The organism is Thalassospira profundimaris WP0211 (genome assembly GCF_000300275.1).
GTDB classification, from domain to species: domain Bacteria; phylum Pseudomonadota; class Alphaproteobacteria; order Rhodospirillales; family Thalassospiraceae; genus Thalassospira; species Thalassospira profundimaris.
This window is the reverse complement of sequence record NZ_AMRN01000008.1, coordinates 1-20,229: the sequence shown is the minus strand read 5'-3', so window position 1 is coordinate 20,229 and position 20,229 is coordinate 1. Positions and strand designations below refer to the sequence as shown.

The 20,229-nt window shown below is 55.1% G+C and carries 15 protein-coding genes and 1 pseudogene; 9 read left to right on the top strand and 7 right to left on the bottom strand.

Going from position 1 to position 20,229, the window contains the following annotated elements; genetic code table 11:
- Nucleotides 1-228: 228 nt before the first annotated feature.
- Both TH2_RS14815 and TH2_RS14810 read left to right on the top strand, forming a co-directional pair.
- Nucleotides 229-2,136, top strand: coding sequence for an ABC-F family ATP-binding cassette domain-containing protein (locus TH2_RS14815; RefSeq protein ID WP_008891249.1), 1,908 nt, complete (start codon nt 229-231; stop codon nt 2,134-2,136).
- Between the two features lie 255 nt (nt 2,137-2,391).
- Nucleotides 2,392-3,429: a helix-turn-helix domain-containing protein gene (locus TH2_RS14810; protein WP_008891248.1), complete on the top strand. Its 1,038-nt coding sequence runs from the start codon at nt 2,392-2,394 to the stop codon at nt 3,427-3,429.
- 45 nt (nt 3,430-3,474) lie between these two features.
- Here TH2_RS14810 and TH2_RS14805 read toward each other — a convergent pair whose 3' ends face one another.
- Nucleotides 3,475-5,568, bottom strand: a complete 2,094-nt coding sequence (locus TH2_RS14805; protein ID WP_008891247.1) for an autotransporter family protein — start codon at nt 5,566-5,568, stop codon at nt 3,475-3,477.
- A gap of 225 nt (nt 5,569-5,793) precedes the next feature.
- Here TH2_RS14805 and TH2_RS14800 point away from each other — a divergent pair, with 225 nt between their 5' ends.
- A complete protein-coding gene (locus TH2_RS14800) occupies nt 5,794-7,095 on the top strand; it encodes a calcium-binding protein (protein ID WP_008891246.1) in 1,302 nt (433 codons plus the stop codon).
- A gap of 122 nt (nt 7,096-7,217) precedes the next feature.
- Here TH2_RS14800 and TH2_RS14795 read toward each other — a convergent pair whose 3' ends face one another.
- The 3 genes and pseudogenes from TH2_RS14795 to TH2_RS14785 form a co-directional block, all read right to left on the bottom strand.
- On the bottom strand, nt 7,218-8,018 hold the full coding sequence (locus tag TH2_RS14795) for a MetQ/NlpA family ABC transporter substrate-binding protein (protein ID WP_008891245.1): 801 nt from the start codon (nt 8,016-8,018) through the stop codon (nt 7,218-7,220).
- A gap of 76 nt (nt 8,019-8,094) precedes the next feature.
- Complete coding sequence (locus TH2_RS14790) at nt 8,095-8,754, bottom strand: methionine ABC transporter permease (RefSeq protein ID WP_008891244.1); 660 nt, start codon at nt 8,752-8,754, stop codon at nt 8,095-8,097.
- Between the two features lie 102 nt (nt 8,755-8,856).
- Nucleotides 8,857-9,585: pseudogene (locus tag TH2_RS14785) on the bottom strand (methionine ABC transporter ATP-binding protein); the annotation flags it as partial.
- A gap of 589 nt (nt 9,586-10,174) precedes the next feature.
- On the opposite strand from TH2_RS14785, the gene TH2_RS14780 reads away from it, so the two are divergent.
- The 3 genes from TH2_RS14780 to TH2_RS14770 are packed head-to-tail and all read left to right on the top strand — an operon-like array spanning nt 10,175 to nt 14,035.
- Nucleotides 10,175-11,020, top strand: coding sequence for a hypothetical protein (locus TH2_RS14780; RefSeq protein ID WP_008891242.1), 846 nt, complete (start codon nt 10,175-10,177; stop codon nt 11,018-11,020).
- 39 nt (nt 11,021-11,059) lie between these two features.
- On the top strand, nt 11,060-13,378 hold the full coding sequence (locus tag TH2_RS14775) for a protein-arginine deiminase family protein (RefSeq protein WP_081579317.1): 2,319 nt from the start codon (nt 11,060-11,062) through the stop codon (nt 13,376-13,378).
- Between the two features lie 45 nt (nt 13,379-13,423).
- Nucleotides 13,424-14,035, top strand: coding sequence for a hypothetical protein (locus TH2_RS14770; protein ID WP_040824117.1), 612 nt, complete (start codon nt 13,424-13,426; stop codon nt 14,033-14,035).
- A gap of 77 nt (nt 14,036-14,112) precedes the next feature.
- On the opposite strand, the gene TH2_RS14765 is transcribed toward TH2_RS14770, so the two are convergent.
- Nucleotides 14,113-14,760: a TetR/AcrR family transcriptional regulator gene (locus TH2_RS14765; protein ID WP_008891239.1), complete on the bottom strand. Its 648-nt coding sequence runs from the start codon at nt 14,758-14,760 to the stop codon at nt 14,113-14,115.
- 235 nt (nt 14,761-14,995) lie between these two features.
- On the opposite strand from TH2_RS14765, the gene TH2_RS14760 reads away from it, so the two are divergent.
- On the top strand, nt 14,996-15,958 hold the full coding sequence (locus TH2_RS14760; RefSeq protein WP_008891238.1) for a homocysteine S-methyltransferase family protein: 963 nt from the start codon (nt 14,996-14,998) through the stop codon (nt 15,956-15,958).
- 41 nt (nt 15,959-15,999) lie between these two features.
- Entirely contained in the window at nt 16,000-16,665 is a 666-nt protein-coding gene (locus tag TH2_RS14755; protein ID WP_008891237.1) for a GNAT family N-acetyltransferase, read from the top strand.
- Between the two features lie 33 nt (nt 16,666-16,698).
- Here the strand turns inward: TH2_RS14755 and TH2_RS14750 are convergent, their stop codons facing one another.
- Together TH2_RS14750 and TH2_RS14745 are read right to left on the bottom strand one after the other, a co-directional pair.
- On the bottom strand, nt 16,699-17,154 hold the full coding sequence (locus TH2_RS14750) for a DNA polymerase III subunit chi (protein WP_040824114.1): 456 nt from the start codon (nt 17,152-17,154) through the stop codon (nt 16,699-16,701).
- Nucleotides 17,155-17,239: 85 nt separating this feature from the next.
- Nucleotides 17,240-18,709, bottom strand: a complete 1,470-nt coding sequence (locus tag TH2_RS14745; protein WP_008891235.1) for a leucyl aminopeptidase — start codon at nt 18,707-18,709, stop codon at nt 17,240-17,242.
- Nucleotides 18,710-18,952: 243 nt separating this feature from the next.
- On the opposite strand from TH2_RS14745, the gene TH2_RS14740 reads away from it, so the two are divergent.
- Entirely contained in the window at nt 18,953-20,185 is a 1,233-nt protein-coding gene (locus TH2_RS14740) for an NnrS family protein (protein ID WP_008891234.1), read from the top strand.
- The last annotated feature ends 44 nt before the right edge of the window (nt 20,186-20,229 follow it).

Here is a 20,229-nt window from a genome sequence, read left to right as displayed (position 1 = left end):
AGCCGTTGCATTCACCCGTTTCGCCTGCAAAACGCCCCCAAAAGGCATGAAACTGCGATTTAGCGCCGGTTTTGCCCGGATCTGTCATCGAAATCACACCGGCCATGACAATTTGAAGAATCCTTGCGTCAAACACGCTCCTGCCCTATTGAAAGCACAGAAATCCTTGCGATTCCCCCTAAACTGCGCCCAAAGCGCCCGCAAACCAGTTCAAGAGACCAACCGAAAATGCTGCAAATTACCGACCTCACCTATCGCATTGGCGGACGTGTCATTCTTGACCGGGTATCGCTGACCATCCCTGATGGCCACAAGGTCGGCCTGATCGGGCGCAACGGTGCGGGGAAATCGACCCTTCTCAAACTGATCTCGGGCGACCTGCCCGGCGATGGCGGCGATATTGTGCTGTCCAAGCGGGCCCGCATGGGTGTGGTATCGCAAGAAGCCCCGGCGGGTTCGCGGTCGCTTCTTGAAACCGTTTTGGCGGCCGATACCGAACGCGCCGATTTGCTGGCAGAGGCCGAAACCACCACCGACCCGCACCGCATTGCCGAGGTCCATACACGCCTGGCCGATATCGAAGCCCATACCGCCGAGGCCAGGGCTGCCGCCATTTTGTCCGGCCTTGGTTTTGACGGCGATGCGCAACAACGCCCCTGTGATGATTTCTCGGGTGGCTGGCGCATGCGTGTGGCCTTGGCGGCCACCCTTTTCCTGCGCCCGGATCTGCTGCTGCTTGACGAGCCGACCAACCACCTCGATCTCGAAGCCACCATCTGGCTTGAAAATTATCTGATCAACTATCCCGGCACGATCATCCTGATCAGTCACGATCGCGATCTTCTCAACCGGGTGGTCAAATCGATTGCCCATCTGCATGACGGCACCGTGACACTTTATGGCGGCAACTACGACAAATTCGCCAAGACACGCCGCGAACAGATGGAACTGGCCTCCAAGCATTATGAAAAACAGATCGCCCAGCAAAAGCATCTGCAATCCTTCATCGACCGTTTCCGTGCCAAGGCCAGCAAGGCCAAGCAGGCGCAAAGCCGTGTCAAAATGCTTGAAAAAATGGGCCCGGCCATCCCGGTGGTCGAGGATCGCGGCATTTCCTTTGACTTCCCAAGTCCCAAGGAACTGCCACCGCCGCTGATCAATATCCATGATGGCGATGTCGGCTACGAAGAAGGCAAACCGATCCTGCGCAATATCAGCCTGCGCATTGATATGGATGACCGCATTGCCCTTCTGGGTGCCAATGGTAACGGTAAATCGACCCTGGCAAAGCTTCTGGCTGATCGCTTGCAGCTGATGTCAGGCGAAAAACATTCCTCAAACAAATTGCGCATCGGCTATTTCGCCCAGCACCAGACCGACGAGCTGCGCGGTGATGAAACGCCCTATCAGCATATGGCATCCCTGATGCCTGATGTCATCGAACACAAGGTCCGCGCCCAGCTCGGCCGCTTTGCCTTCGAAGGGGCGAAGGGCGACACCAAGGTCAAGGACCTCTCGGGTGGGGAAAAGGCGCGCCTGCTGTTTGCGCTGATGACGCTCGATGCCCCGCATATGCTCATCCTCGACGAGCCGACCAACCACCTTGATATCGACAGCCGCGATGCGCTTAACCACGCGCTCAATGCCTATGAGGGTGCCGTCATCATCATCAGCCACGATCCCTATCTGATCGAAGCCTGTGCGGATCGTCTGGTTCTGGTGGCTGACGGCACAGTCACATCCTTTGACGGCGACGTTGCCGAATACCGCCAGTATCTTCTCGATCGTGCGCGCATGGAACGCCGTGCCAACAAGAACGGCGGCGAAGACGGTAATGGCAACGGCAAACCCGCCAAACGCGACCGCAAGGCCGAACGCCAGCAGGCGGCTGAAAAACGCAAAGTCGCCGCCCCGATCAAGCGCGAAGTCGAAAAGCTTGAAAAGCAGATGGAAAAGCTTTCCGAACGCAAAGCCGGCATCGAAGAAAAAATGGCCGACCCGACCCTTTACGAAGACGCCAACGCCCAAAAACTGGCCGACATCCAAAAGGAACTCGGCCTGATCGAAAACGAACTCGCCATGGTCGAACAGAAATGGCTCGACAAGCAGGAAGAATACGACGCGATGGTGGCGTGATCCGCCATCCCTCGCCTATTCCCCGCACCTTGAAAGCCCGTCATTCCCGCGCAAGCGGGAATCCATCTAAGCCATACGCGCCCGCCTGATGCCAAGCACCAACGCGTCGGCATCGGCCATAAGCGCTTGTGAACACCACCTTTTTCATTTAAAAATGAATGGATCACATCAACCGATGATTTTGTCCGATTTCAAAGGGCGGGCGATTTCTTGTCATCATTTCTGGTTCTGCCTTTGACATGAAAGAACCCCGAATTGACAACCCCGACACCGGTTCCGGTATCAAATTTCGATACAAGGGATATTGATCCGCGCCACCGCTTTGATGCCTGGCAGGAAAATATCGGGATATTCTTCGATCTTTCGATGCCCGATGACGCCATCCAACCTGCAAATGTCCGCGCCGGGATTGATGTTTGCGACCTCGGGGACGCCGTTTTTGGCGTAACCAGATCACAAACCCAGCGTTTTACCCGCAACAACCACCGGATCATTCAAGACAATATGGACCACATTCTGGTCCAGCTCTTTTGCAAGGGCGGCGGCGTTACCAGCGACAACCAGCACATTGTCGCGGGCGATATGCTGATCATTGACCTTGATCAGCCCCACGACATGATCAACACCGACTTTGAAAACCTCACACTTGTTCTGCCACGGGAACTGCGCCCGGAATTATCCGATATGCTTGCCCCGCTGCATGGTTTGAAATTATCTGGCGATAACCCGATGATCCGCTTTATGGCGACCGGTTTCCTGAACTTGTGGGACAGCATCCCGGATATGACCACCCATCAGGCAGGCAGTGCGATGCACGGAACCCTCAACCTGATGCAAGGATGCCTTGGGCGCGAAAGCATGATGCCCGATGCCGTCGACACGCCAACATCAATTGCCCTTGCAAAAGTCATATCACGCTATGTCGACGCCAATCTTTCCGAAAACCTGACTCCGGCAAGCCTTGCGCAAACTTTCCGCATGTCCCGATCTCAGATATACCGCATTTTCGCACCCCATGGCGGGGTGGCCAACTATCTGTGGGATCGTCGCCTGCAGCGCAGCCTGCAATTACTGTCCCAGCATCGTTACAGCGACAAAAACATCAGCACCATCGCCTTTGATTGCGGCTTTAACAGTGAATCCCATTTCAGCCGTGCTTTTCGCGCCAAGTTTAAAATTACGCCAAGTCAGGTCCGCGCCGATGCGCTGGCTGCCCGCAACCGGTATCAAGCCAACAACTCGGCATCCGCCGCCTACGCTGCCGGTTTGCCAAACTGGGTCCGACAGCTCTGACGGCCAGGGCACAAGGACATGCCGCCCATGCCGCCATTCCAGAGCCTAGAACCGGTATTCCAGCCCCACAAAACCCGATGCCGTGCGCTCATCGCTGGTGGCAAAGCCCAACTCGATATCGGCAACAAATGTCATCTGTCGATCAAGGTCATAGCGCAAATTCCCGCCAACAAAGCCACCATGCGATGATGTCTCCCCGCTTCCCTGATACCGGACAAGCGGGCCATCAATCAGGCCGACATCAACGCTGTCACGCCCGAAATAGCTGTATTTCATCCCGCCGCGCAGTTCCATCTCGCCCGCGCCATCCTCAAGACCCTGACGAACGGCCAGTTGCAAACGGCCATTGATCACATCCACAGCATGCGCATCGATGCTCAGGTTCGACGATGTCGTGCCGGTTTCGCGATATGCATCATAATAGCCATAGGTGTAATTCACCTCTGCGGACGGGCGCAGCTCTATGCCCCCGCCAAGATCAATCGACCGGATCACCGCCAGTGACGGGCTGAAATAGACGCTGTTGTAATCTGATTGCGCGGTTTCCTCGCCCTGAAGGTTATCGACCACAAGACGTTCATCCTGATGGCGCTGATACCCGACAACCATGGTCCCATCAATCGCCCAGTCGCCGACAACATATTCACCATAGCCGCCAACAAAAAACCCGTTGCTGTCACTTTCAAGCGATGCCTCGTCGGTTTTCATCCCGGCAACCGAAACCCCGCCAAACACACCGATACTGTGGTCATCAATCGGTTTTTCATATCCGCCAACCGCACCGCCAACCCGGCTGCGATACCCCAAATTCGCCCCGTCATCCCCGTGTGACAAATAACTGCCAAAAACCTGTCCCCAGACAAACGGCTTCTGCGGCGCATACAACATACCCGGTTCAAGGTCACTGGCCGCGACCACAACCGATTGTGGTTTGTTTGATCGTGCCAGTTGCCGGCTGACCGCCTGATGAATGCCGACCGTCGTCGTTCCCAGTGCCGCCCGGTTGGCCGCAATCCCGGTGGGGTCGACAATCACCACCGTCGATCCGCTTTGCAGGACAATCCCGTCACCGCCCGCCGCTGTATTTACCGTACCGGCATTGGCGATGGTCAGGGTCGATGACCGCGCCCCGGCCGATGTATCGATATTGACCGCATTGGTACCACCGCCAAGATCAATCGTCCCGACAATCGTCGCGCCCGGCTTGATGTTCAGCGTCTGGTTGCTCCCCCCCAAAATCGCCTGGGTCGCACCACCGGTCGCAATCACCGTCCCGCTGACATTGATCGTCCCGTTGGCCCCATCGGATATGATCCCGGCCCTTCCCGTGCCCGATACGGTAACGGATCCGCTACCGGTAACCGTAATGGTGCTACCGCTGCTGGTTAATACTTCAATTCCATTACCATCCTGGGTGGTTATCGAGCCGCTATTGACCAGTGTGGCGTTATTGGCAGTTACATGCCTCATGCCAGTCGCATCAGTTCCGCTGGTCGTGATCACCCCGCTATTGACAAGTGTCGCATTGCTGCCTGTGCTGGTGATACCATATGCCCTATTTCCGCTGGTCGTGATCGTGCCGCTATTGACAAGTGTCGCATTTGCCTCGCTACTGGCCAGGCCGCTTGCAGTTCCTCCGCTTGTTGTGATCGTCCCGCTATTTAAAAGCGTCGAATTGCTCCCGGTGCTCAGGATCCCGGCTCCACTGGTTCCGCTTGTCGTGATCGTGCCGCGATTGATAAGGGTGGAGTTGGCACCTTGGCCGTAAATCCCCCTGTCGACGAACCCGTCTGTTGATATTGTTCCATTATTGACAAGCCGGGCATTGGTCGCGGTGGCATCACCAACCATGCCGTGTCTCCCGCCTCCTGCGGTTGAAATCGTGCCGTTGTTGGTCGCTTTCACCGCATCACCACTGGCAGTGATAGCATCGCCCGTCGTCACATTAAGAACCCCGCCCTGCTCAACCAATCCGGTTTCCCCGGCGGTCAGTGTTTTGGCAACCGTATCGGTGACACCGCTGGACACCGTGAATTCTGCGGCCTGCGCCCGTGTCCCAATGACCGCCGCAAATAGCACGATGATCACAACCACCCCAAAGGCGGGTCCGAAACCCAGCCACCCAAACCCCTTCGACATTGATATCCCCTACCGACACTTAATTGGTTGGGGGAACAATACACGCCGCCCTGTCTTCCGTTTTGACTGACCATCCCAAATCATTGGCACCAGCGTCCCGGCCCGCCAAAAGCAGATTTGGTGATCGTGATCTGACACCGCCGTCGGCAACCAGTCATCAAGTCGCCAAAATTCCGCCGCAACCTTGGATTGCCGGGGTAAAGGCATTCCACGCAGGAGATGGTCATGGTTGACAACATCTATGGAACCGACGGCAACGACACGATTATCGGAACAGAACAGGACGACAGGATATATGGACGCGAGGGCGACGATTATGTCCGCGCGCTTGGCGGCAACGATCACCTGTTTGAGCTGGGGTTTGGTGATGACACGCTTGATGGCGGTGCCGGACATGACGACATCAATGGCAGTGCCGGAAACGATACTCTGTTTGGCGGGTCGGGCAATGACGAACTCAATGGCGGATCGGGCGCTGATGTGATTGATGGCGGCCCCGGTCGCGATGAAATCACCTTCGGCTTCACGCAAGCCCCCTCGGGTCAGGGCGTTTACGTCAATCTCACGACCGGCATCGGGCTTGGCGGAGATGCCGAAGGCGACCGCTATAGCAATATCGAGGATATCCGCGATACGACCTACGGCGATGTGCTGATCGGCGATGACGGCAAAAACGCCTTCTACCAAAACTACAATCGCACCGATAACGGCGACGTCATGCAGGGTGTGGGCGGCGATGACACCTTCTATGCCGCGGCCAGCACCGACTTTTCCGAGGACCGCACCAATATCTTTGATGGCGGTGACGGGATCGACACCATCAGCTATATCGCCGGTTGGGGCAATGATGCGCCGTATGGCGAATATGGCCCGCAACCGGTCATCAATCTTGAAACCGGTACGGGCCGCGCCGGCGATCACTTCATCAACATCGAAAATGTCGATGGCAGCAATCAAAGCGACCTGATCATTGGTGATGAAGGCGACAACCGTTTGGTCGGCAATCGCGGCAATGACACCATCTACGGCGGTGATGGCGACGACACCCTGTTTGGCGAAAACCTGTATGGCGAGGCGGGAAACGACACGCTGACGGGCGAAACCCGCGACGTTTCACTCTATGGCGGCGATGGGCATGATACGCTGCGTGCCGGCCCCGGCGGCAATCCGGTTTTCAGCGACAACCTTTTGTCGGGCGGGGCTGGCAATGACTGGCTTGAAGGCAATAGCGGCAATGATACCTTTGTTTTCGATGCGGAGGCCTCAAGTCGTGACCGGGTTGTCGGGTTTGAAACCGGTGACCGGGACGAAACTGGCAATCATCCCGATACCCTGCTTCTGACACACGATCTTCAGGAACGCTCCGGCATCACGGATTTCGACAGCTTCCTCGATCACACCACCCAGACCGGCGATGATCTCTATGTCGATTTCAGCAATGGCGATCCGTGGACATTTGGCGTGATCATCGAAGACACCGACAAGGATGATCTGACCGCCGATCATGTCCTGTTTGCCGATGTCTGATCCGGGCCACCTCAAATCCTCATACAATTGGATTTTGGGTGCGGTCTGACCCGGACATAAAAAAAGTCCCGCAGGAAACACGTCCTGCGGGACTTTTCAATTATTTTGAATAATCGCGATGATTATTCAGGAAGTTTGAATACCGGCAGGACCGATCCTTCATACTTGGTTTCGATGAATTTGCGCACCGCATCATCGTGGTAAGCTTCAACCAGCGTCTTGACCCACGGCTCGTCCTTACGCGCCGTTTGGGTAACAATAACATTGGCATACGGGCTGTCATTGCCTTCGATCGCAATCGAATCCTTGATCGGGTTCAGACCGGCTTCCAGCGCGTAGTTGGTGTTAATCGCCGACGCATCCAGATCATCGAGCGACCGCGGAAGCTGTGCGGCATCAAGCTCTACAAAGCTGATATTCTTAGGGTTTTCGATGATATCAAGCGGGCTGACCACAAGACCCGCTGCAGGATCAACCTTGATCAGGCCATGGGACTGCAGCACCAGCAACGCACGACCGCCATTGGTCGGATCGTTCGGAATGCCGACTTCGGCACCCTCGGCCAGGTCATCCAGGCTTTTGATTTTGTTGGAATAAATGCCCATCGGGGTCAGGATGTTATATCCCACGACCGAAAGCTCATACCCGCGATCCTTGATCTGGTTATCAAGATACGGCACATGCTGGAAGCTGTTGGCATCGAGATCGCCATCATCAAGCGCCTGGTTGGGGATCACATAATCCGAGAAGCTGACCAGTTCGATGTCCAGACCCTTGGTGGCTGCGACCTTGACGACTTCTTCCATGACTTCTTCATGCGCACCCGGGGTGACGCCGATTTTGATCGCATCATTGGCCAGTGCCTGACCGGTGAGTGCGGATGCCAGAACGGCAGCCGCCGTCAGTTTAAGGAAAAACCGCATTGTAAAACTCCTTGATTTCATTTGGTTTTGTGCGGGAATTTGACGAATGTGAGCAATCCTCACATTCGGATTTTGATCAGATATTTCGCTTGTCGGCCTTGCGCGCCAGATAGTCGCCAAAGCTTTGCACGACCTGCACGACGACAATCAGCGTGATGACAACGGCGGCCATGACATCCGGGCGGAAACGCTGATATCCATAGCGAATGCCAAGGTCGCCAAGCCCACCGGCACCAACGGCACCGACCATCGCGGAATAGCCAATCAGCGTCACCGCGGTCAGGGTCAGGCCGTGAATGATGCCCGGCAATGCTTCGGGCAACAGAACCTTGGTCACGACCTGTACCGGACGCGCGCCCATGGCCTGGGCGGCTTCGATCAAGCCGCCATCAACTTCGCGCATGGCACCTTCGATGATCCGCGCAATGAAAGGAATTGCCGCGACGGTCAGGGGCACGATGGCGGCAGAGGTCCCAATGGAGGTCCCGACAACGAAACGGGTAAAGGGAATGATGGCCACCGCCAGAATGATGAACGGGACCGAGCGGGTTGCGTTGACCAGCGGACCAAAAACGCGCTGGAACCAAAGGGCTTCAAACAGCTCGCCCCGGCCAGAGGTGGCGAGCAACACACCAAGCGGCAAGCCAAAGGCCGTCGCAATCGTAAGCGAGACTGCAACCATATAAAGGGTTTCACCGGTCGCCTGAAGCAGAATGGGTGCAAGGGTAGAAAACATGACTTAGCCCTCCTGCCCGGCGGCAACGCCGCTGGTATTTGTGTTGGTTTTGGGGGTGCTGTTCGCATCCGATCCGGCGCGGAAATCCATGAATTCATCAGCGAGAAGCGATTGGGTGGTCGCGTGTTTCGGATCAGCAAAGATGCCTTCAACCGCGCCCTCTTCGACAATCACACCAGCATCCATCACCGCCACACGGTCACACAGCGCCTTGACCACCGCCATTTCGTGGGTGATCACCACCATGGTCAGACCAAGGCGTTTGTTGATGTCCTTGAGAAGTGTGAGGATCTGACGGGTGGTTTCCGGGTCAAGGGCCGAGGTCACCTCGTCACACAGCAGAACCTTGGGATTTGAGGACAGCGCACGGGCAATGCCGACACGTTGTTTCTGACCGCCCGACAGTTCGGCCGGATAGCGATCACGCTTGTCTTCAAGCCCTACAAGCGGCAACAGCGGATCAACCGCCTTGGCGATCTCGGCCTTGGTCGCACCGGCCAGTTCAAGCGGCAGTGCTATATTATCGAACACAGTCCGCGACGACAGCAGATTGAAATGCTGAAACACCATGCCGAGCTGGCGGCGGAACAGCGGCAAGTCGCGTTTGGAAAGCGTGGTCACATCGGTGCCATCAACCGTGACCGAACCCGACGTCGGGGTTTCAAGCAGGTTGATGCAGCGGATCAGGGTTGATTTTCCCGCACCGGAGCGGCCAATAACGCCGACGATTTCGCCAGCAGCGATATCAAGATTGATGCCGTGCAGCGCAACGTGTTCGTCGCTGCCGCGCCGGGCTGCATATGTTTTCTGGACGTTCGAGAGCCGGATCATGGATCCCAACCTTTCCGTAGATACAAAAAAACCGCCACGGCTTTACCGAGGCGGTCGTACATACGGAGCATATACGCCCTCTCGCTTTAGCCGCATTTTTAGCGCGCCCGCAAGCTGAGGAGCAAATCGGCGCGTTCAACACCCCTTGTCTATCTGACCCGGTGTCATTGTTCAATGGCTAAAATCATGCATTTCACGCATGGCATGTATGATTTCCAAAAATACAACACAAAAATATTGTTTAATTAGTGTGCAATAGCCCGACATCACAACGCCCCACCTTGTTCGTCTATTAGGGCCTGACCCCAACTGGATGTTTAAAATGGCATCAGAACAATCAAGATATGCCAGGAAATCGCCGCAGTGCGGGGCGATCCCCGCGCAAGGAGATTGACGAAGCAGATCGCAGATCGTCCTGATGTCCTTCGGATCGGCGGCATTTGCACGGCCTATTGCGTCGCTTCACCTTGAAAGGCAGCGAGCCTTTCTGCGGCAAAGCTCCTGATATCCGCGCAAATGTCACGCGACCATTTCAAGCATCCAGTTGGGTTCAGACCCTAGTCATCAATATCAATGCGGGATTGAACAGATGGCCTTTGCCAACCGGATCAGTGACCTTGCCCGAACACTGGCGCAATACCCGACTTTTGTCACGGTCATGGACAACAAGGTGGATGTGCGCACCAAGGAGCAATTGGGGACACTGTCTGCCGAGACAGCCAAGCTCGAAGCACTGGCGGCCGAGGGAGATACCGCCATCGTAAATGGCACCTGCACGGACCCAGCGGGGCTTTCATCGCGGCTGAGTTTCAACGCGTCGCAGATTTCATCCCTGCTGACTGCCTTTGCCGCCCAGGATTCCGAGCGTCTGAAATCGATGAGCATCATCAGCAAACAGAAATTCGACGGCTACGCAAAGAACCGGCTGGGTGCGGAAAAGCGATTTTCTGATGAGGTTTCAACACTGCTCACACAGGAAGCCAAAGCGGTCGCCGGACTGGCAAAGAGTGAAAGCGGCAAACCGGATGCAAAGCCGGATACCGGGACAGAAAGCCCATCCACGCCAAAACCGGAAGACCGTGTTAAACCGCCACCATCAAAGATACCGAGTGTGCAGGATACGATTTCCGCCCTGCCCGGTTACCTGCGTGCCACCATTCCAGAAATCGTCAAAAAATATGATGACGCGGCTCTGTCAACGCAAAGCAAAAGCTATGCGGACGCCGCGATCAAACTTGGCGCGAACTCAAGCGCGGCCGTCAGAATCTACGTCGTTCTGGTCTTCACGTTTGGCCCGGATTTTCTGTCCTCCACCACAAAGATCGGTTGGGTCAACGACATCATCAACAATCCGCAGCTTGGCACGATCGACCAGCGAATTCTGATTCTGCGCAACGCTGTTGAGATGCGACGCAAGCTTGATCTGCCGATCTAGGACGCAGCCTAACCGTCTTCCCCACAACAGGAAAATGCAATGGTCACATTCACAGTAAAAGTCACCCGACCCGCATCAAACAAGCTTCTGAAGGCTGTGAGTATCGACGTTGCGGGAACAACAAACGCTCAGAAGACACCATCGTTCGGAGACGATGACACATCGCTTTCCCAAGAATTTCAGCTTGAGCCAGGTGATAATTATACAATCACAGTCACGGGTCCCGGATACCTCAGGACGCAAGCACAAAACGTTACCGTGTCAGATGCTGGCGAAACAACAATCGCGCTTAAATCAGTCTGGTTTTCCCTTCATACTGATCGCGACCGTGATGGCAAAATCGAAAACGATGATGACACACCAGGAACCATAAACGATCTCTCGCCCGCGGCCATCACCTTTGGCGTTGATGGCGTTGGCGCGATCATTCCTGTGAACTGCAACCGTGATGGCAACAATACCGCAATTGCCTATAGCGATTGCCAGGATGACAAGATCAATTCCGACGAAGACCTGTTAACCGGGCTTTCGCGCATGAAGATCATCAGGCATTCCGCCGGTGAGGCTGCGGATGTCGATGCAAACTGGTTGATCAAGCTTTCAGTGGAGGCAACAGGTGCTGAAAACCCGGCCGAACAACATGTTCGCATTTTCTCGAAAGCTGGGACAGACGCCACGGAACTTGTCAGCCCCCAGAAAGGGAAAACAGCGACGCTGGATGCAGCCAACATCAATCCGAACCTAGTGTTGCCGCTTGAGATGATCCGCTTTGCCGGCGAGGATTTTGAGTCTGGCACCGTCAAAATAACACTCAGCGTCATTCAACCCGAATATGCGGGACCAGACACCCCAAGCTATACCTTCACCGAACATGTCGTCGCGGCAAGGTGGATCGCCAATCATCACTTGCATCAGGTGACGAAACTTCTTGTGGTGAGCGATGATGACAATGTCGACTTTATTGAGGAACTGAAAACTGCGGTTGCCAATGAACCGAAACTCCCATCAGACAAGAGTTATCAGATAATGGAATCTGATCAGAAGCAGGTGCCAATTCCATATCTTGATACGAACAAATGGGCTTTGGAGGAACCATCAGATGACGTTAGCCCTGCAACAGATCAATGGATGCGTGACACAATTTTCTCGGGCTATAGCAGCTGGCCGGGAACCGCAGGCGACGTTAAGACTCAAACAACATTCATAAAGATGCACCGGGAACGATATCTGCAGAACTGGGTGTTTCGTGACCTTCTGAGTAAAGACTTTGCGGTTTACTACCCTGCAGCAGGAAGTGGGGATGCAGTAAATTCCGCTAATTCGGGTGGAAACTTTGAAGTAACGCCCCCGATCAAGAAAAGCGGTGGGAAAACCTATCCACTCGGGCGCATATATTACGGCCATAGTGCAAAAGACCGACTTGGCGCAAACAACACTTTAAAGAAAAGCCGTCATAAAATTGATGAAAGCACCAGATCTTTTATCGCGGCACAAACCCTTCAGTCCCCGATTGAACTTGATACCGACTGGCTTGCCGTTGGCCATGTTGATGAAATGATGACCTTCCTGCCATACCCGGGTGGTGGTGAGAATAAAAAATGGAAACTTTTGGTCGCAAGCCCCAAGAAGGCTTATGACCTGATGACGGACAAAAGAGCTGAGAACGTCATTTTTGGCGGAGCAAAAGTTTTGCAACGTCCGAAATGGGACACCGATCACTTTAATTATACGGCCCTCAAGCTGCACAAAACCGTGGTTAGCTGTTCCATCAACGATTTACTCGGGAATGGGAAAGCGCCGCTCCTGGCACCGAACGGTTATGCATATACCTATGACCGCCTTAAAGACTGGAACGTTGGCGGGGTGGAAAAGGCAATCGGTGACAATATCGATATCCTGAAAAACGAGTTTGACTTGGAAGACGACGATATCGTTCGAGTGCCAGTGATATTCTATCCAAGTGATCATGTTAGTGGTGGTCACGCATATTTACTTCCGAGCACCGACAAGGTCGACAACACCAAAAGCCGACGGAACGGATTCAACATCTTCCCTGGCCGCGGTGAGGGATTTAAATGCGGCGCTTTGACCGCCGATATGCCCAACATGTTTGTCGGCAACACTCAGCTTTATATTCCCAAGCCGTATGGCCCCTGGATCGATACCGGCGATGAAGGCACAAGCTTTGATCTTTTTGAAAAGTACCTGAAAGACGAAATTGCCAAATTCAACGGTGCGCTGAACTGCAATTTCATTGATGACTGGGATGACTACCATGCGTGCGACGGGGAAATTCATTGTGGTACGAACGAAATCCGGCAACCGTCGCAAACCGATGAAAAATGGTGGGCCATCTGATCGCAGTCAAGCTGTATCAATATCCCATTGTCAGGAGCACGCAAAATGAGCGCACAACAGGACTATCAATCCGCACTCCGCGAGATTTCGGATCGTGAGACGACGGCAACTGGTCGAGTTTCCGGTCGCCCCAACGCAGGAAGTATGGCCGCTATTTTTGCAGCATATGGCAACAGCATTGCGGCACCGATGACAGAAGACCTCAAGACCGGCACCTGGAAAACCATGCCGGACTGGAAGCTGTCGGCCATGATTGACTATCTTTCTGGCTACGGCACTTCTGCGGCTGTCCCGGTCCTTCGTCAAATCGAAAAGGAGTATCCCGTGAGCGATATCCAAACAGAGGCAAAAGAGGTGGCGGACCATCTGGCAACACTTGAAGTTGCTGTCTCCGAAGCGCGCAAACTGGATTTCGTCCAAACGGCAATTTCGTCAGGCGATGCCAATGCCATTGCAAAGGCCGGTTTACTTGCCCTGTCGAAGATCGATCATGACTGGAACAACCGCGCATCGGAAATCCAGACCGGGCTTTCAAAGCTTGCGCGCGACTGCTTCCCTGCTGTTAATGAAATTTCGTCGGGCAAGGTGACCCCGGATGAACTGGTCAGGGCGCTGGTTGAAATCCTGTTTGAGGACAAGGACCACCTGGCGACATAAGCCCGCAAAGAGTGAAAGCCAAACAAGAGAGTTGAGCTTTCGGCCTTTTTCCCCACGCCTTGTTATTGGACGCTCGATCACTGGGTGAAAAGCAGCTTTAAAAAACTGCGCAGCAGCATGACCTGATCGGCGAGTTTGCGGGGTTCGTTGAGTGCCTTTGACATGACAATGCCGCCTTCGAGCACGGTTGAAATCATGTCGGCGACTTGTTCGAGGTCGACCGGTTCTGTCGTCTGATATTGGTCGGCGATATCATCAAGGATCGCGCGGAACCGGGTGCGCCAGGCCAGAACGGCATGCCGGTTGAGGTCGCGGACTTCCTTGTCAAACAGCCGTTCCTGATAGCAATAGACCGCAACGATGCAGCCCGGATGACCGTTGGGGAGATCTTCAAGCACCTCGGCCAGCATTTTAAGGGCTGCCAGCAATTGATGCAGCGGATCGTCGACCAGTTCGCGGGCGCGATCAAACACCTGATCAAGGATTTCGTCATCCTGTTCGATATAGCGTTGCAAAAGCGCGCGGGCGAGTTCGTTCTTGTCGGAGAAATGATAGAAAAACCCGCTTTTGGTCAGGCCGGCTTCGCAAATGATTTCCTCGATCGAGGTCGCACCGAACCCCTTTTCCAAAATCGACTGCGATGCGATCTCCAGAATGCGTTCGCGCGTGCGTTCGCCCTTGCGTTTGGGGCCACCGAACGTGTCGGTGATTGTCAGTTTTTCCATCTCAACCCTCGCTTACCCTACCGCCGGTACAGTTTTTCGTCGTCATAGACCGCCATGGCCGCGCCGAAAAACACCGGAAAACCCATAAGTATCTGTTTTGAATATGTTTTTGAAAATCTGAAAAACCTGACCGTGTGCCTACTAGAAGCAAAACTCAATCAGGGCGAGATTTCCGATCCACGATTACATACCCCCGCGGTAGAAATTTTGAAACCCAAAACTGAAATTTGGACCCATGAGCACAGGCAATCTGCCCCTTCCGCACCACGGAAAGGTAAAATTCATCACCGATGGTGGTCTTGAAACCACCCTGATTTTTCATGACGGGATTGATCTTCCGCATTTTGCATCCTTTGACCTTTTGAAAACGGATGCGGGCTGTGCGCGTATCACCGCCTATTACGAACGTTATCTTGAACTGGCCAAACAGGCCGAAGCCGGATTTATCCTTGAAAGCCCGACATGGCGCGCCAATCGCGACTGGGGGGCCAGGATCGGCTATGACGAGGATGATCTGGCCGCCATCAACCGCAAGGCCATCGCCCTGATGGCGGAGCTTCGCGATCGTTATCATTCGGATGCTACACCGTGCCTGATCAGCGGCAATATCGGGCCGCGCGGTGACGGATATGTGCCATCAGACCGGATGACGATCAATCAGGCGCGCGCCTGTCACGCCCCGCAGATCGTGACCTTTGCCAAGACGGGTGTCGATATGGTGTCGGTCGTGACCATCAACTATCCCGAGGAAGCCATCGGCATCGCCCTTGCCTGCCGGGATGTTGATATTCCTTGCGTCATTTCGTTCACGGTTGAAACCGATGGCAACCTGCCCAGCGGCGAGACGATCCGTGATGCGATTACCATGGTTGATGCCGAAACTGGGGCCTATCCGGCCTATTACATGATCAACTGTGCCCACCCGGATCATTTCCGCGACCGACTGGAAGAAAGCGGCGACTGGAAAACGCGCATTTGTGGTGTGCGGGCCAATGCATCGCGCCAAAGCCACGCCGAACTTGATGCCAGCACGCATCTTGATGATGGCGATCCGGAAGAACTGGGACAGCTTTATCACGATCTGGTTGATCTGCTGCCCAATCTGGCGGTGATTGGCGGTTGTTGCGGCACAGACCATCGCCATGTTGCGGCCATGACCAAACATGCCCTGCCGCGCCTTTTGGCAGCAGGCGCCTAAGAACCAAACACGAAAACCCAAAAAGAAACAGGATACGAGCAATGATTGCAGAACCCGTACTGGAACGGGCGGCACATAAGGGTGCCGCCCATCCGAACCACCCGCAACACCCGCGCCACCCGCGGCCGGTGACGAGCTTTGTCAGGGCGACCAAATCGGATGCCGATGCGATGGCCCAGCTGATCAATATCGCCGGTGAAGGTTTGCCGGTCTATTTGTGGCAAGACATGGCAGATGGCAGCGAGACGGCCTTTGATGTCGGTCGCAGACGCGCACAACGTGATGAAGGCGGTTTTTCATATCGCAACACCACGCTTGCCGTCTGTCATGGTGAAACCGTTGCGGCACTTGTCGATTATGCCCAACCCGATCAGCCAGAGCCGTTTGACCCGGCGGATATCCCGGCGATATTCGTACCGATCCTTGAACTTGAAAGTCTGGCAACGGGCAGCTGGTACATCAATGTCCTTGCCGTCTTTCCGGCCCACCGCGATCAGGGGATTGGATCGGCATTGCTGGCACGGGCCGAGGCCAATGCCCGGCATGCCGGTAAAAAGACCGTTAGCCTGATTGCATCGGATGGCAATCCCGACGCCATTCGCCTTTATCAACGCCAAGGCTTTGTGGCCTGTGCCCAACGCCCGATGGTCAAGGAAGGTTGGGAAAATCGTGGTCAGAACTGGGTGTTATTGATCAAGGAAATCTGAACAGAACCTTGAAACAACAAAGGCCGGAAGCACTCAGCTTTCGGCCTTTTTTTCCCAAGCACCTTGCGGGGTTTGTTGCCAGTAGGACAGTTTGTGTCCGGCGTCTTTCCAGTCTTTCCAGCGCGTGCGGGCTTCAGAAACCGCATCGTGATCGCGATCATCAAACAGCATGATGACGCGTTCATAATCGCCGACCTTGTCGCTCATGGCGCGGTCGGTCAGGAACAGGAACTGGGCATTGTTGGGATTTTCATCCTCGGCCGTCAGCCAGACCGGCTGCATTTCGGCATCGCCGTCGGATTTGGAACCATGGGGCAACCAGCTTGCAGGGTCATAGGTCCAAAGCAGGGTATTGATCGCCTCGACCCGCTCTTCGACACCGGTCATCACCACGGCACGCTTTTCGCGCTCCAGCGTTTTGGAGAGCAGCGTGGGCAGGGCCCGTTCCAGCGGCATGCTGGTGAGATGGTAAAACCAGATATCAGCCATAGCCAATTGAGTATCGCGAAAGCAAAAACGGGGCAAGATGATCATCATCCTGCCCCGTCTTTTATTCAGTTATGCGTTCCTGAAATCAGGACTCGTAGTTATCGGCGACAAAGCGATCAAGCAGACGCACCCCAAAGCCGGTGCCGCCTTTCGGCACGACTTCCTTGTCCGCGGTCGACCATGCCATGGCGGCGATATCAAGATGCGCCCACGGGCGATCCTTGGTGATAAAGCGTTTGAGGAACTGGGCGGCGGTGATCGAACCGGCCGGACGACCGCCAACGTTTTTCATATCGGCAATGTCAGATTTAAGCTGCTTGTCATAGGCCGGCGACAGCGGCAAACGCCAGACGCCTTCGTCAACCGACAGGCCCGCCGTGGTGATCTGGGTCGCCAGATCATCATTGTTGGAAAACAGACCGGCATTTTCATGTCCAAGTGCGATGATGACAGCGCCCGTCAGGGTCGCGAGGTCAACAATCAGACGCGGATCGTATTTTTCCTGCACATAGGTCAGCGCATCACAGAGAACCAGACGGCCTTCGGCATCGGTATTGATGACTTCGATCGTCTGCCCGGACATCGAGGTCACAACATCGCCCGGACGCTGTGCGGTTGAGGACGGCATGTTTTCAACAAGGCCAAGCACCGCAACCACGTTGCATTTCGCCTTGCGACCGGCGAGTGCCTTCATCAGGCCGGAAACCACACCGGCACCGCCCATATCCCATTTCATGTCTTCCATGCCGGCAGCCGGCTTGATCGAAATACCGCCGGTATCAAAGGTCACCCCCTTGCCCACGAAGGCAATCGGCGCGTCCTTTTTCTTGCCGCCGTTCCAGCGCATGACGACCATGGCCGGTTTGCGAGCCGAGCCCATGGCAACACCCAGAAGTGCGCCCATGCCGAGCTTTTTCATTTCCTTTTCGTCAAGGACGTCAATCTCGACACCCAGTTTTTCAAGGGCGGAAACTTCCTTGGCGAAGCTTTCCGGATAAAGAATGTTGGCCGGCTCAGACACCAGATCGCGGGTGAAAAACACGCCTTCGACGACCTTTTTGGCACTTTCAAACTGTTTCTTGGCGTCCTTGTGATCGCGGGTGGCGATATCAAAGGCCTTCAGGACCGGTTTGTCTTCCTTGGTCTCGGTGGTGCGGTATTTATCGAAACGATAATCGCGCAGCATCGCACCGGTTGCGAAATCACAGGCGAGGTTTTCCATATCAAACAGAACGGAAAGTTCTTTCTCCCCAGTCGAGAGCGCACGGGCGGTGACGGAGCCACCAAGTTTCTGGGCGGCGATCACGTCAAATTCGGCTTCCTTGCCGATCCCGAAAATGATCACGCGCGACAGATCGACATTGGAGGGAGCCAGCACCTGAAGGCTTTGGCCGGTTTTGCCCTTGAAGGTCGACGCCTTGATCGCCTTGGTGATCGCACCCCCGGTTGCCTCATCAAGTGCGACGGCACTGGGCATCAGATCGGCACCCTCGGTCGCAAAGGCGATAACGGCACCGGTTTTCGGAATGGCGAGATCGGAAAACGTGATCTTCATGGTGAACAGGACTCCTGTCATGTTTCGGGGCGCAGTCCTTGATCAAGCAACTGCAAAGAAATTGATGCTCCTAATCTAGCGCGTTAAACGCGGTTGAAAAGGCTTATCGTTCAAAAAGGTGCGGGATTTCACGCAAAGGCAACACCAGCCCGCCAAAACGCCATCCCAACGAATTGCGCAACATCAAGGCGCGATCAGGTTTGATCGCTACTATGACGCATTCCAACATTCTGGAGGTATGTCATGGCTGGCAGAACCGCGCCGATTTCGATTACCGAACCACACAGGGCCACACATCCGTTCTGGACCGGGGCTTTTCGCCCGCTTTTCCTGCTGGCCGGGGTGCTGGCCATCGTGGCTGTTGTCTGGTGGGTGGCGGGTTTTGTGCATGGCATTGCGACCCCCATTCTGGGAACAGGGTCATGGTGGCATGCGCATGAAATGATTTTCGGGTTTGGCGGGGCGGCCATCGGGGGATTCTTGCTGACCGCGATTGCCAACTGGACAAGCCGCCCACCGATTTCCGGGCCCATGTTAATGGCGTTAACCACAAGCTGGCTGGTCGGGCGGTTGGCGATTGGGTTTGGCGAGACTCTGGACCCGGCTTTGACGATTGCCGGGGCGCTTATTTATTTCATCTTCTTGCTGGCCCTTGGTGTGCGGGAACTGGTGGCTGCGCGCAATTACCGCAATATGCGGGTTCTGGCCGTTATCTCGGTGATCCCGCTGTTTGATGGACTGTTTGTTGCGGCTTGCCTTGATGTCATCGCCCTTGATCCGGTTCTGTTGTATCAAACCGCGATTCTGACGATCATCTTGCTGATCGGGTTGATTGGCGGGCGGGTGATCCCGGCCTTTACCCGAAACTGGATGCAGCGCGAACAGATCAGCGCGCCGATGCCTGCCATGTTCGGGCGGTTTGACATGGTGTGTCTGGCCAGTATTGCGCTTGGCATCGTTGCCGTGATCCTTGATCCGGCGGGGGTGATTGCCGGTTCTGTGTTGCTGTTTGCCGGAACTATCCATGCCATCCGTTTGATCCGATGGCGCGGCGTGCATAGCTGGCGCGAACCCATCGTGATCATGCTGCATCTTGGTTATTTCTGGGTGCCTGCCGGGCTTGTCCTGCTGGGCGTTGCGATCCTGTGGCCTGATATCATGAGCAGCCGTGATGCCCTGCATGCGCTTACCGGCGGGGCGATGAGTTGCATGATCATTGCCATCGCCGGGCGGGCCGCCCTTGGTCATACCGGGCGGGAAGTGCGGGCAAGCGTGATGCTGAATACAGCCTTTGGCTTGATCTGGTTTTCCACTGTATTTCGGATTTTGGCGGGCCAAAGCGACGCGCATTACGTCACGGTTCTGGCAATTGCCACCCTGATGTGGCTTGGCGGATGGCTGGCGTTTTTGATGGGTTATGCGCCGGTGTTGCTGGGACCAAGCCAAAAGAAAACGCGCGGTATTCCAGTGCAATAACGGAAGTTGATTTAGCCAAAATCAAACAGCGAAAGCGACGGGTT